The organism is Dyadobacter sp. CY356 (assembly GCF_021440195.1).
Lineage (GTDB): Bacteria > Bacteroidota > Bacteroidia > Cytophagales > Spirosomataceae > Dyadobacter.
Map to the genome: position 1 here is coordinate 502,979 of NZ_JAJTSZ010000003.1, position 13,720 is coordinate 516,698.

A 13,720-nucleotide genomic window follows, 5' to 3' on the forward strand; every position below is an offset into this window, starting at 1 on the left:
TCTTAGAATGTAATGTTTAAACCAAAATTGTAGGTTGCAGACAACGGATAAACGTTGGCATCAATTCCGGCCGTTGTTGGTTTATTATCCGTTGCTCTAACTTCCGGCGAAAGTCCTTTGTACTTGAAAAAGTTAAGCGCATTTTGTGCATTGGCATAAACTCTAAGTTTTTTCAATTTCAAACGTTCAGTAACTTTTGTCGGTAGGGTAAATCCTAACTGGGCATTTCTAACCCGGAAATAACTTCCGCTTTGTACAAAAAATGAGTTAGGAAGATAATTGCTGCCGCCACCAATATTTGCAGAAGGATAAGTATTTGAGGTTCCTTCTCCATGCCAGCGGTTGTCATAGAAATCTTTTGTGAAGTTTTCATTTCCATAACGCCAGCCCAGGTTTGCATTATAAATGTCAACTTTTGCAACACCCTGGAAATCAAGCGTTAAATCTAGCCATTTATAATTCCAGGTTGTATTGATACCGTACGTATATTTAGGGTTTGGATTACCAATCACTTGTCTGTCCAATCCTGTAATCGTACCATCAGGCGTTCCGTTAGAACCACTTATATCACGATATTTGAAATCGCCCGGTTTTGCTGTTTTCTGTGCAGATCCGTCAATTTCAGCCTGGTTCTGGAAAATTCCGTCAACAACATATCCGTAGAATGAACCGATAGGATCACCAACGCGGGTTCTTGTTGCCAGGGCGCCACCTGTAAGACCTACGCCTCCGGCATAAATCGGGTTAGCACCTGTGGATACAGTAAGAACTTTATTGGTGTTTACACTACCATTGATACCGATACTGTATGACAAATCCTTTCCGATTTCGTCTCTCCAGCTAATCGCTGCTTCGAATCCTTTGTTTTGAAAATCAGCCTGGTTTCCTAAAATACTTCCCGAAGAAGTTCCTATAGATGCCAGAACAGGAATATCAAAAATGGCTCTTTCTGTTTTTTTGGTATAATAGTCCAGTTCAACCGAAAGACGGTTTTTTAACATTGATGCTTCCAAACCAATGTCTGTACCTACACCACGTTCCCAGTAAGTTACCGGAGGAATGATTGAGTTGATGCTTGCGCCTGTATTTACCGCACCGCCAAAAATGGCAGCTAGTGATCCACCCGTAGCAACAGTTAAAGTTGACAGGTTTGAAGGAACGGATGCATTACCAATTTTACCCCAGCTTCCGCGAAGTTTAAGGTTATCAAATACTTTCTGGTTTTGTAAAAACGGTTCATTGCTGATTACCCAGCCGGCACCCACAGAAGGGAAATATCCCCAGCCATTTCCACCCTGATAGAATTTGGATGAACCATCCGCTCTTAACGATGCATTGATCAGGTAACGGTCAGAGAACGAATAATTAACACGACCAAAATAAGATGAGTAAGTCGCTAAATCACCTTCGTCAGTTACATTTCTTGAATCTGCATTTCCCAAAGCCAGATACAAATCACCTTCACTTGTATAAGGAACGTCACGTGCAGTAGCGGTCAGCTGATAAGATTGATCATGCTGAGCCGATTGACCAAGAAGTGCAGTGAAGCTATGTTTCCCGATTTCTTTGGTATAAGTCAATGTATTTTCAAAAATCCAATAACGTGCCTGAGGACGAACAAAAGTCAGCAAACTATTGGTATTGCGTTGAGCCAGCGTCGCGGCATAAACCGGATTGTAAGTTCTGGTTTCATCCTGGCCATAACGTCCACCAAGGCTTGTGCGGAATGTGAAATTTTTCAAAAATGACAATTCAGCATACGCATTTGCTGTCAATAATGTTTTTTTGGTAACCTGGTTGAAAACATCAACCGTAACTTGTGGATTGAAATTAACGGCATCTCCCAAAAGTAATTTTGAAGGATCACCATAACTTCCATCTGCATTATAAACCGGCACTACCGGAGCAGCTGCATATAACTGGCGGAAAATTCCACCTGCCTCATCATTTGATTTGCTGAATGCACCAGTTGCAGTATAACCCACTTTCAGATTTTTGGAGATCTGGAAATCGTTCTGGAAACGGGCAGTATAACGTTTGAAGTTATTTCTGTCAACAATACCATCCTGTTTCAGGTAACCCAGTGAAAGACCATAAGTAGCTTTATCACTCCCGCCGCTGACAGAAATCTGATGGTTTGTAATAAAAGCGTCACGGAGGATTTGTTTGTACCAATCTGTTCCTTCACCATATTGAGATGGATCCAGCAATTGTTTTCCTCCATTGATCGCGCTAAGCTCGTTGATCATGGTTGAGTACTCATTGCCGTTAGCCATTTTGATCTGGTTTGTCACTTTTTGAACACCCACATAACCATTGTAATCAATCACTGCTTTTCCAGATCTTCCTTTTTTAGTAGTGATCAAAACCACACCATTTGCAGCACGAACCCCATAAATAGACTGGCTTGAAGCATCTTTCAGGATGTTCATGCTCTCAATATCATTGGAGTTAAGAAAACTGATATCGTCAAACCAAACGCCGTCCACTACATAAAGCGGGTTAGGGCTACCATAAGCAGTACCTACACCACGAATACGGATTTGCGGTGCTTCACCTGGTTTACCGGAATTGTTGATCTGTACACCGGCAACTTTTCCCTGTAAACCGCTGACAGGGTTAATTGAAGATTGTTTTGATATTTCGCTTCCTTTGATAGAAACCACAGAACCTGTTATATCCAGTTTCTTTTGTGTTCCATAACCTACAATGACCACTTCATTCAATGCTCTTGCATCATCCTGAAGTACGATATTAATTACTGAATTAGAACCCACCGGAATTTCCTGTGGTGTCATCCCGATCATGGATACGACCAGGATTGATTCAGTAGAAGGAACACTAATAGCGAAATTTCCTTCTAAGTCAGTAGGAACTCCTGTTGTGGTACCTTTAATTAAAACACTTGCACCAGGAAGTGCAGTGCCGTCTGTTGCCGAAGTGACCTTACCTGTTATGTTTATCCCCTGCGCGAACGATAGTGTGGTCATGCACGCAAAAATGATCAACAAGTACAGTGATCGTACATTTGCTTTCATTGGTTTTTAGTTAGGTATTAGAACTTTACAAAGATTAAATTGTCTTCAAAACTAACAAGTAATCATAGCTATTGTCAAAAATACCACTACATCACAACTACATCAATAAGAATAATGCAATGAAATTTGGTGTTTTAATAAGAAATTATTGGTTTTGTCTATATGATTTATATCTCCATCATATACTCGTTCAGATTAAAATCATTTGACAAATGAAGTTTCTTTCTAAGCCGGTACCTTTTGATTTCTATACCACGGAGAGAAATTCCCAGGACAGGTGCCATTTCCTTACTTGAAAGGTTCATACGCAGGCAGGCCGCCAGGCGAAGTTCAGATGGAGAGATTTCCGGACAAGTCTTTTTTAGGCGTTTAAAAAACTCGTCATGGATCTCATTGAAATTTTCTTCAAACAAAACCCAGTCATCTTTTCCGGCAACATTTCGTTCGATACTATGCAGTAATTTTTGATAATGAATGTTAGGTAGCTGCTGACCAAGTTCCTGTTTTACCTGTTGCAGCTCGTCCCGGATTTCCTGTAATATTTCATTTTTGCGAACAACATTTATCGCGACATTACTTAATTGCTGACTTTTATTTTTAATCTCGCTTTGAAGATTTTCATTCCTGATCTCGATGATTCTTCTTTCATTGACCAACGTCTGTTGTCGCAGTTTTTCTTCCTGCTCTTCTAAAAGTTTTTTACGGTGGGAGATTAATCTTTTTTCCTGATAGAAAATAATTCCGGTTAAGGTGGCGGCGGCTAACAATACGAATAAAAGTTTCGCCCAGACGGTTTCGTACCAAAAGGGATTTACAGAAAACCGGTATATGGTAACTTGTTCATTCAGATTGCTTTTCACCTCGAAGGTATATTCCCTGGATTCAAGGTTGGTATATTCAACATAACTCTGTTCCGTCCATTCTGACCATTGTTCCGAAAGTCCTTTCAAACGATATTTGTATTGAATATTTTGTCCAAAAACAGGTAATGCGTACATGATACGGATAGACCGGACTTTTTTTGGCAAAATGGTATTACTTTTTGTTTCAAACATTTCTGCCAGGTTCCTTAAATTCATTACCCTGCGAATTACGGGCGTCATAGCAGCGGTCATGGGTTTTTCCGCTATCGTTCTGTCATACAACGCATATCCGTTGTCCAGTCCGAAGAAATAATATTGAGCGGATAATGGAATAATGGTTTCATTATTCCTTAAAAGTGATAGATCCAGAGAGCGGGTATCGTTATTATTTATTAAAAATATTTTGTTTAAATAAACCTTAAACCAGTCCCCTTGAATCCCGGTCCGTATTTTAAAGGCATCACCGTCATTGTTTTTTAAATTCAGGTAAGGCATTAATTTATTTTCATCATTTGGTTGAAAAAAACCATTTCCAGAATGAACAAGGATATTAGGTTGCCAGGGCGTTATTTCAATGGCGAACTCGCTGGGAATGTCAATCGGGGATTTGTATTCCTGCCAGGTTTTTGCCGAATCCATATTTTCGTTCAAAACAGTCCTGAATAATCCTTTGTAAGCATGAGCAAGCCAGAGCGAGCCATCTTTTGTCCTGACAATCTGTTTGATCGGAATAGGCGGAATTCCTTTTACTGCAAAAGCATAAACCCAGTATCCCTTGTTATCTTTCCGGTAAGCATGAAGTCCGGTATAAGATCCCTGTAATAAAAGTTTTTCTTTTTTGGTCTGCACCGGAAGGAAAACCCAGCCACCTGTTACGGATGAAATTCTTTTAATACCATTTTCCTCAATCCGGAAAGTAGCATCATTATGTCCGCACAAAAGCTGGTCATCAACAACTCTTAAATTCCAGGTTTGTCCTTCAAGCCCGGGAATTGCACGAAATGGTTCTGCGGACGGCCATTTTTTTACAAAAACACCATTATTTGACCCGACGTAAAGTTTGTCCTTCCAAATGGCGGCGGCGTAAGTAGAACCAAGCGGATTATCAATGGTTTGATAGGAAATGATGGGCGACGACAGTTTTATCAGGTCAATTCCCTGGTCCATTCCCAGCCAGAGATGCTTTCTGCTATCTTCACCAAGCGACAGAACGGTATTATTCTGCAAGCCATTTTCTTTTTTAAAATGATATTTCAAATTGCCGTTTTTATCCAGAATATAAAGTCCTTTCAATATGGTTCCCAGGGCGAGGCTGCTGTCGGAGCTCAGTATCAGTGCTTTATTGATGATGTTCTTTTTTAATTCTTCACTGACAGGGATTTTCCACTCCGTCAATTTTTCAAAATCATAGAGGAACAGACCGTGTTTTGTGGTAGTGATCAGTAGGCGGTTGTCTGAAAAGGGAAGAATGTCAGAGACAACGGCATTAGCAAGGGCTGAAGAGCCGGGAAGCGGTAAAAATTTGTTATTCTTTAATTCATACAAACCTTTTGTCAGCATATGAAAAAATAGCCGGTTCCGCACATTTCGTATGAACATGAAATTCCCGGACGATTTCAACTCGGTTATCTTCCTTCCATCATATTTATAAACTCTTGCAAACGACTGAAAATAAATGGCATCCGTTGTTTTTGTGATATGCCATATTTCTTCTGTTTTCAGGCTTTTAAAGTTTGTACTCTGACTTAGTGAGTGATAGATCAGCTGTCCTTTTCCGGTTTTTTGCCAATAACCAAATTCTGAAAATCCTCCGACGTAAACCCGCGAATCACCGTTTACCGTTGTATCACACAATACAGTACGAATAATTTGCCTGTTAGGAAGTGGATATAATTTCCAGACCGCTCCGTCATATTCCAGCAAACCATCCGAATTAGCGGCATATATAATGTTGTCTTTGCTCTGCGAAATTTCCCAGTTCTGGTTGTGTGCCTTATAAATTGTGTTGGGATAATTGATGAGCTGAGGCGTTTCCTGAGCTGATGCCAGAAACGGAATTATAAGGAAGATAAGTAAAGCGTATCCTTCAAAAAATTTGTTTTTACCTGATTGGGTAAAAATCAAGTTGTTGAAAAAACACTTTTTTATCATTAAAAAGATCATTTTAATTTGTTTTTAATCTCATTTTGCCTGTTTATTATGAAATGTTCATATTCTAGTTTTAGACAGACCAACGTAGATGGAAATAAAAAAAGTACTTTGTTTGATATTACTGACATCATCGACTGCTATGTCGCAGGTGAAACAAACCGACGACAATAACAGAAGCGATATACGCTATAATTTGAATCCCTCTGGTTCTCACTACGTTAAATTTACTTTTATCAATCAGGCCTGGTTCAGGCTTAATGATAATAATCCCGGAACGACTGTCCTAACCGATCCTGCCTCCCGTACTTTTGATATCGGTTTGCGCAGGACCCGTATGCAATTATTCGGCCAGATCACCGACCGCATATTTTTCTATACGCAGTTTGGGTTGAACAATTTTAACAAGACAAATGGTTTCCCCGGATACAATACCGCCGGAACGCCGAGCAACCGCAAAGTTGGAGCTTTTTTTCATGATGCACTGGGGGAATATGAAGTACAGCGAAAAGGAAATAATTTCATTCGTTTCGGGGGTGGTTTAACGATTGTAAATGGACTTTCCCGTTTCTCACAACCCAGTATTTCAACGATCATGACGCTGGATGTCCCCATATTTGCGCAGGTCACGGTGGATCAGACAGACCAGTTTGCCCGGAAACTGGCCGTTTATAGTCGCGGACAAATTGGCAAGATTAATTATCGTATCAGTGTAGCAGACCCGTTTCCGATCGAAACAAACGGAGTCGTTCCGCCAGCTTTAAATACCAATTCAGTTTTTGCCCAGAAAAAACATAAAAAGCAATTTGACGGATTGTTGATCTATAATATTGTCGATACCGAAGATAATACGACACCGGGATATATGACGGGTACTTATCTTGGTAAACGTAAAATCTGGAACATAGAAGCAGGTTTTATTGCTCAAAAAAATGCGACATGGAGAAAGGAAGCTGTTGATACTTTATATAGCAGTATGAATCTCTGGTCTGTGGCGTCTTATCTGGATTTACCCATCAATAAAGATAAAGGAACCGCTGTTTCTGCCTATCTGGGATATTTCCATACGGATTACGGAAAAGGTTATTTGCGGTATAATGGAAGTATGAATCCTGCAACAGGTACGACTTTGCCGATTACAGGTGTGAGCGGAACGCAGGGAAATGCCTACCCGATGTTTGGAACAGGAGATGTAATTTATACACAGGCCGGTTATAAACTAAAAGATGGCTTCCTGGGGAACCTGGGTACGCTGATGCCGTATGCATCCTTGCAATATTCAAATTATGACCGGTTATGGGATCCGGTGATCCTTTACAATTTAGGAGTTAACTGGCTTATGAAAGGACATAATGGCAAGCTTACGCTTAATTATGAAAATCGCCCGGTATATAAAAACAGTACAATTTCGAATGAACTTGAAAAAGATGTAAGGAAAGGTTCCTGGGTTCTGCAATACCAGGTTTCTATCTGATCGATAATTTTAGTGTATAGTTAAAGAAGTCAACCTTTTATGAGGCTGACTTCTTTAATTTATTTTAGAAAGTAAGCGCGCCATTCATTGCCCTTACTGCTTCCGCAGATTTCTCATAAGCTGCTTTTTCTGCATCACTCAGTCGAAGATTGATGATTTTCTCCCAGCCATTACGGCCCAGAACTACCGGCACACCCATACAAATGTCTTTTTGTCCATATTCACCATTCAGGTAAACACCGCATGGAACAATACGTTTCTGGTTGCGGACAATGCTTTCAACCATCATCGCAGCCGCAGCACCCGGCGCATACCAGGCCGAAGTTCCGATCAGTTTTGTAAGTGTTGCACCGCCAACCATGGTGTCAGCTGCAATTTGTTCCAGTTTTTCAGCGGAAAGGAAACGGCTGACAGGAATACCATTGTAAGTGGCCAGACGTGTCAAAGGGATCATCGTTGTATCACCATGACCACCAATTACCATAGCATGAATATCGCTTGGCGAAACATCCATGGCAAGCGCAAGATAAGTTTTGAAACGGGCGCTATCCAGAGCTCCACCCATACCGATCAGACGTTTTTTAGGAATGCCGGATTCTTTCAGAGCCAGGTAAGTCATGGTATCCATTGGGTTGGAAACCACGATGATAATAGCTTTCGGTGAATATTTTAATATATTTTCAGTAACAGATTTTACGATGCCTGCGTTGATACCGATCAGCTCTTCACGGGTCATACCAGGTTTACGCGGAATGCCGGAAGTGATCACAACAACATCTGAACCTTTTGTTTTTTCATAATCATTTGTTGAACCGACTGGCTTTGTATTAAACCCAAGCAACGCAGCGGTTTGATACATATCCAACGATTTTCCTTCACTCACACCTTCTTTTATATCCAACAGCACTAACTCTTCCGCCAATTCGCGACGAATAATATTGTCAGCTGTGGTTGCACCCACAGCACCTGCGCCTACGACTGTAATCTTCATAAAAAAATATAGTTAATTGTATAAAAATTAATGTTTTGAAATATATCCTAAAAATAGGCTACTTAATTTGTTAAAACCACAAGCTGATTTAAATTTTGTAAGAAAAGTAGTTCGGCGTGATCCGAAATGCAATTTTTTACGTAATTAGATAGTTATATTGGCATCATAAACCACTTTTTCTTTATTTAAGAAATGAATGACGAATCGTTGATTGCAAAAATATTACGTTCTGTATTTTTCAAAAAGGCTGCCGGAAAGGCAGGAAGATACGCAAGTAATACCAGCCGTCTGGTTGAACTGGCGGGCCAGGTAATCGGGAAGTTAAAGCATGTAGGTTTTAAAGGGAATCTGTCGGAGTTTCAGGGCAGCGTTCAGTTACTGGTACGGATGGTGAAAGCATACTCTAATGGAACTTACCGGAATCTACCATGGAAAAGTCTGGTATCTATTGTTGCAGTATTGATTTATTTTGTATCACCAATTGATCTGATACCTGATTTTCTGCCTGTTATAGGTATTACAGATGACATTGCGCTGGTACTTTGGCTGATCCGGACATTAGGCGATGATATCAATAAATTTAGTGAATGGGAAAAGAATGAAAAAACAATTAATATAGGATAAAGTGTCCGAAGTTTTAGTTCTTTTCAAAATAATAAGTATTTTTGTAAACATATAATCAAAGAATAGATATGGAATCAGTAACTGTTTTAGGTGGAATAATGGGATTGGGTGGACAAGAGATCTTTTTGGTAGCTTTGTTCGTTTTGCTTTTCTTTGGTGCAAAAAAAATTCCTGAACTAATGCGTGGTTTGGGCCAGGGTATTAATGAGTTCAAAAACGCTACCAAAGACGTAAAAGAGAATATCGAAAAAAGCATGGAAGACACTACAACAAAGTAGTCTTGCCATTGTATTGTGTACATAACAGAGCCGTTTAGTAAAAACTTAATGGCTCTGATTTTTTATTTGTTACCCGCCAAAAATTATTACGTTGAAAGAGTACCAGACGCTGACCGAGATACAAAATGATTTGCGTGAAGGAGGTTTAACCTGCGTGCAGTTAGTAAATCATTATTTGGAACGGATTGAGTCCAATACCCATTTAAATGCCTTCGTTGAAGTTTATTCAGAAGAAGCGCTCAGCTTTGCATCTGAAATTGATATAAAAATCCGGAACGGAACTGCCGGAAAACTTGCAGGACTTGTTGTTGGGTTAAAAGATGTTCTTTCTCACAAAGGACATGGTGTACAAGCCGGAAGCCGTATTTTAGATTCATACATAGCTCCTTACAATGCTACTGCCGTGCAACGTCTTCTGGATGAAGATGCAATTGTGATCGGTCGTCAGAACTGTGATGAATTTGCTATGGGATCATCCAATGAAAGCTCATCCTTTGGTCCTGTTTTAAATGCTGCGGATAATTCCAAAGTGCCAGGTGGCTCTTCCGGAGGTTCTGCGGTTGCGGTACAGGCCGGACTATGTCATGCTTCGCTGGGGAGCGATACGGGCGGGTCTGTACGTCAGCCTGCTGCTTTTTGTGGTGTTGTGGGTGTCAAACCGTCATATGGACGCGTATCCAGATATGGGCTTATTGCCTATGCTTCTTCATTCGATTGCATCGGCCCAATTACGAAAAGTATCGAAGATGCTGCTTTGATTTTGGAGATTATGGCAGGCGGGGATGATTTTGACAGTACCGTTTCCTCAAAAGAAGTGCCGTCCTATTCCCAAAATCTGGATTGGTATGGCAAAGCCCGAATTGGTTATATTCGCGATACAATTGAAAATGAATCTATTGCACCGGAAATCCGTGAGCAAACACTGGAAATGCTAAACCGTTTGCGCTCGTTAGGTCACGAAGTGACGCCTGTGGAAATGCCTTTGCTGGATTATTTGTTGCCAACTTATTATATCCTTACAACTGCCGAAGCAAGTTCCAATTTATCAAGATTTGATGGCGTTCGTTATGGGCACAGAACTGCTGTCACCGGCGATTTGGAGGCACTTTACAAAAACACGCGGACCGAAGGTTTTGGGGAAGAAGTGAGGAGAAGAATACTGTTAGGGACTTTTGTTTTGAGTGCAAATTATTATGACGCATACTATACCAAGGCGCAACGCGTTAGAAGATTGGTGCGGGAAGAAACCGAACGTTTTTTTGGGCAGTTTGATTTTTTAATTTCACCTGTTACGCCAACAACAGCGTTTACGATCGGAGAGAAAACAGAAGATCCTTTGCAGATGTATCTTGCTGATATATTTACAGTTCAGGCCAATGTCGTAGGAAATCCTGCTGTTTCTATTCCCAATGGCGTCGATAAAGATGGTATGCCGATCGGTATTCAGATCATGGCTCCGTTTTTTGAAGAGCAAAAGATGCTTTCATTTGCAAATCATCTTTCATTAATTTTAAAAGAAAACATTTTAGAGGCGTAATTTACCGGCGGAATACTAACTTTGTTCCGGACTCTACAAGAAGACCAAAAATAACTAAAACCAAATTGATGTTATTTCACACCAATGTTAGTGTAAAATAATTGTGCCAGTAGTAGATAATTTTTTGAAATTGATAGTCATCGCTACAAAAAATTATAATTAGTATGTCATTTTTCTATAAAGTATTCATCATCAGACATTGACTATTTGATAACAGGAATTGACTAACCCATCAAAAAGCATAATTAATGAGGATTTCAAAAAGAGTATTGTGGCTTGGAGCCGTGTGTGTGGGATTGTGGAATTCGCCGGTTATGGCGACAATACAACAAGAGAAATTAGGAATTATTGGCCCTGATACATTAGGGATAGCAGCAGAAGCTGACGAAAATGCCGACATTCCTATGCTTCCGACTGTGGAGGAAATTAGTTTGACCCCGGCAATTCCGGAAGAGCTTTTACGCGAGCGTTTTGCGAAACTGGAAAAGTCAATTCCGTTGACCTACCATAAGTCTTCCCATGAATTTGTGGAATACTTTATCTACAAAAAGACAAAGTTCACCATCAGTATGATGGAGAAAATGCCTCTTTACTTCCCTTTATTTGAAAAAACACTTCAGAAATACGGCCTTCCGACAGAGTTGAAATATTTGTCAATGATTGAGTCAGGACTTAATCCAACTGCACTTTCACGGGTAAGAGCAGGTGGATTGTGGCAATTTATGCCTGCAACCGGCCGCGAGTTCGGATTGTACCAGGACAGCTATATTGACGAACGCTTTGAACCGGTTAAAGCCACAGAAGCTGCATGTCGTTATCTGAAACAACTTTATAATATTTTTGGCGACTGGGAATTAGCTTTGGCTTCTTACAACACCGGTCCTGGAAATGTGAAACGTGCGATGCGTCGCTCACATGGAACTACTTTCTGGGGTATTTGGAATGCACTTCCGAAGGAAACAAGATCGTACGTGCCGCAATATGTGGCGATGAATTACATGATGAACTACGGAAATGATCATGGAGTTTATGCGCAAAATACTGAATATCAGATTCCAAATGATACAATCCATGTAAACGGATATATTAACCTAGTGACTTTTTGCGAAAATACCGGTATTGAGTTTGAGGAGCTGAATAAACTGAATCCGCAGTTGACCAAGACAATTTTACCTGATCAGACTCGTGATTTTGTCCTGAAAGTGCCAAGTGTAAAGTATACTTATCTGATGAGCAACAGAAATGTGATCATGGATTCGTGTACACGCAGATTGCTCCCTTCGGGCGTATTACTGGCCGGAATCGACAGCGCCAGAGCAGCGTCATTGGGCAAAGGTGCATATCCTTATGCCTTTGTTGACAGCGATCGGGAAGGTAATGAATATGCTGAGGAGGTTGTAACAAAAATTAAATCCCAAAAATCTTCACATACAGTTAAAAGAGGTGAAACGTTACAAGCCATTGCAAGAAGATATGATGTAGCGGTTGCTGAATTGAAGAGATGGAATCATATGCGTAAAAACGCAGTGAAAAGAGGTCAGCGGTTGGTTTTTTACAGGGATGTAAAAGTTAAGGTGAAACCGGCAATCGTTGCTTCGGCCAAGCCGGAAAAGGAATTGGCTAAAATTGATACCATCGAAAAAGCGGTTTTAGCAGAAAACGAAGAACAGGATGAAGCGGAAGAAATCCGTCAGAGTTCGGTTACTAAAATTCAGTCGAAGAAATCCTCTCATATTGTTAAAAGAGGCGAAACGCTGGAATCTATTTCTAAAAAATACAATGTAGAAATAGCGGAACTAAGAAATTGGAATCATATCCGTAAAAGCGCGATCCGCGGCGGACAGAAGCTGATTGTTTATAAAGATGTAAAGGTTACCGTTCCGGCTGCAACGATCGCTTCTTCAAAAAATGAAAAAGCCGAAAGAGCTGAAAAAGAAGAAAACAGAAAATCAAGACATATCAAAATGCGGTACCATACGGTGCAGCAAGGCGATACTTTATGGAATATCTCACTGCGTTATGGTTTGCCGGTCACGGATTTAAAAAAGGCAAACAAAATCAGAGGAAACGAGATCAAGCCGGGAATGAAACTTATCGTATCAAGCTAGAAACAGCTTTACAAACGCACATACTATATACTTATGATTGCCTACGTTGACGGAACCGTAACTTACAAAGATCCCGCTTTTGCCGTTATTGATATCCAGGGTTTGGGTTATGAGGTTCGTATTTCTTTACAGACCTACACTGCTATGCCGGATCTCGGTAAGCGATGTAAGCTGGTTACTTATCTGAATATCCGGGAAGACGCACATGTCCTTTTTGGTTTTTTGGAAAACGACGAAAAAAAACTTTTTCTTGATCTGATCAGTATTTCAGGCGTTGGTCCTTCAACAGCGCTGGTTATGCTATCTTCTCTATCATCTTCTGAAATTCGTCAGGGCATTATTGATGAAGATTTACGTTTGATCCAGTCGATGAAAGGAATTGGATTAAAAACGGCACAGAGAGTAATACTGGAATTAGGTGATAAAATGCGCAAAGATGCAATGCTGACCACCGGGGTCAAAACACCGGGTAGTTCAAACAATGCACTAAAAAGCGAAGCGCTGGCGGCGTTGGTTACTTTGGGTATTCCAAAGGCGACAGCGGAGAAAAGCGTGGATACGATTATCAAGCGGGAAGGCTATGAAATTACGGTAGAGCAGTTGATAAAACTTGCACTCCGTTAACCTGGATATAACATCACTTTTGTGAAAATATGGAA

9 protein-coding genes are annotated in these 13,720 nt (G+C 40.5%); 6 read left to right on the forward strand and 3 right to left on the reverse strand.

Going from position 1 to position 13,720, the window contains the following annotated elements; genetic code table 11:
* Positions 1 to 2: 2 nt before the first annotated feature.
* Both LXL81_RS14020 and LXL81_RS14025 read right to left on the reverse strand, forming a co-directional pair.
* Positions 3 to 2,990, reverse strand: a complete 2,988-nt coding sequence (locus tag LXL81_RS14020; protein WP_234647414.1) for a TonB-dependent receptor — start codon at positions 2,988 to 2,990, stop codon at positions 3 to 5.
* A gap of 215 nt (positions 2,991 to 3,205) precedes the next feature.
* Entirely contained in the window at positions 3,206 to 6,052 is a 2,847-nt protein-coding gene (locus LXL81_RS14025) for a triple tyrosine motif-containing protein (protein ID WP_234647415.1), read from the reverse strand.
* Between the two features lie 88 nt (positions 6,053 to 6,140).
* Here LXL81_RS14025 and LXL81_RS14030 point away from each other — a divergent pair, with 88 nt between their 5' ends.
* Positions 6,141 to 7,523: a hypothetical protein gene (locus LXL81_RS14030; protein WP_234647416.1), complete on the forward strand. Its 1,383-nt coding sequence runs from the start codon at positions 6,141 to 6,143 to the stop codon at positions 7,521 to 7,523.
* 64 nt (positions 7,524 to 7,587) lie between these two features.
* Here LXL81_RS14030 and mdh read toward each other — a convergent pair whose 3' ends face one another.
* The gene (gene mdh, locus LXL81_RS14035; protein ID WP_234647417.1) at positions 7,588 to 8,514 is read right to left on the reverse strand and encodes a malate dehydrogenase; all 927 of its coding nucleotides are present in this window, start codon (positions 8,512 to 8,514) and stop codon (positions 7,588 to 7,590) included.
* A gap of 192 nt (positions 8,515 to 8,706) precedes the next feature.
* Here mdh and LXL81_RS14040 point away from each other — a divergent pair, with 192 nt between their 5' ends.
* The 5 genes from LXL81_RS14040 (at position 8,707) to ruvA (ending at position 13,685) form a co-directional block, all read left to right on the forward strand.
* Entirely contained in the window at positions 8,707 to 9,138 is a 432-nt protein-coding gene (locus LXL81_RS14040) for a YkvA family protein (RefSeq protein WP_234647418.1), read from the forward strand.
* Positions 9,139 to 9,206: 68 nt separating this feature from the next.
* Positions 9,207 to 9,416, forward strand: coding sequence for a twin-arginine translocase TatA/TatE family subunit (locus tag LXL81_RS14045; RefSeq protein ID WP_137338602.1), 210 nt, complete (start codon positions 9,207 to 9,209; stop codon positions 9,414 to 9,416).
* A gap of 91 nt (positions 9,417 to 9,507) precedes the next feature.
* The gene (gatA, locus tag LXL81_RS14050; protein ID WP_234647419.1) at positions 9,508 to 10,953 is read left to right on the forward strand and encodes an Asp-tRNA(Asn)/Glu-tRNA(Gln) amidotransferase subunit GatA; all 1,446 of its coding nucleotides are present in this window, start codon (positions 9,508 to 9,510) and stop codon (positions 10,951 to 10,953) included.
* 248 nt (positions 10,954 to 11,201) lie between these two features.
* Positions 11,202 to 13,061 carry a lytic transglycosylase domain-containing protein gene (locus tag LXL81_RS14055; protein WP_234647420.1) on the forward strand — a complete coding sequence of 620 codons (1,860 nt, stop codon included), beginning with the start codon at positions 11,202 to 11,204 and terminating at the stop codon, positions 13,059 to 13,061.
* A gap of 33 nt (positions 13,062 to 13,094) precedes the next feature.
* Complete coding sequence (gene ruvA / locus LXL81_RS14060; RefSeq protein WP_234647421.1) at positions 13,095 to 13,685, forward strand: Holliday junction branch migration protein RuvA; 591 nt, start codon at positions 13,095 to 13,097, stop codon at positions 13,683 to 13,685.
* Positions 13,686 to 13,720 lie beyond the last annotated feature (35 nt).

Excerpts from the sequence above, each read along its gene's own strand:
- LXL81_RS14020 (WP_234647414.1), bottom strand. The coding sequence starts at position 2,990 with ATGACCACACTATCGTTCGCGCAGGGGATAAACATAACAGGTAAGGTC.
- LXL81_RS14025 (WP_234647415.1), bottom strand. The coding sequence starts at position 6,052 with ATGATAAAAAAGTGTTTTTTCAACAACTTGATTTTTACCCAATCAGGT.
- LXL81_RS14030 (WP_234647416.1), top strand. The coding sequence starts at position 6,141 with ATGGAAATAAAAAAAGTACTTTGTTTGATATTACTGACATCATCGACT.
- mdh (WP_234647417.1), bottom strand. The coding sequence starts at position 8,514 with ATGAAGATTACAGTCGTAGGCGCAGGTGCTGTGGGTGCAACCACAGCT.
- LXL81_RS14040 (WP_234647418.1), top strand. The coding sequence starts at position 8,707 with ATGAATGACGAATCGTTGATTGCAAAAATATTACGTTCTGTATTTTTC.
- LXL81_RS14045 (WP_137338602.1), top strand. The coding sequence starts at position 9,207 with ATGGAATCAGTAACTGTTTTAGGTGGAATAATGGGATTGGGTGGACAA.
- LXL81_RS14055 (WP_234647420.1), top strand. The coding sequence starts at position 11,202 with ATGAGGATTTCAAAAAGAGTATTGTGGCTTGGAGCCGTGTGTGTGGGA.
- ruvA (WP_234647421.1), top strand. The coding sequence starts at position 13,095 with ATGATTGCCTACGTTGACGGAACCGTAACTTACAAAGATCCCGCTTTT.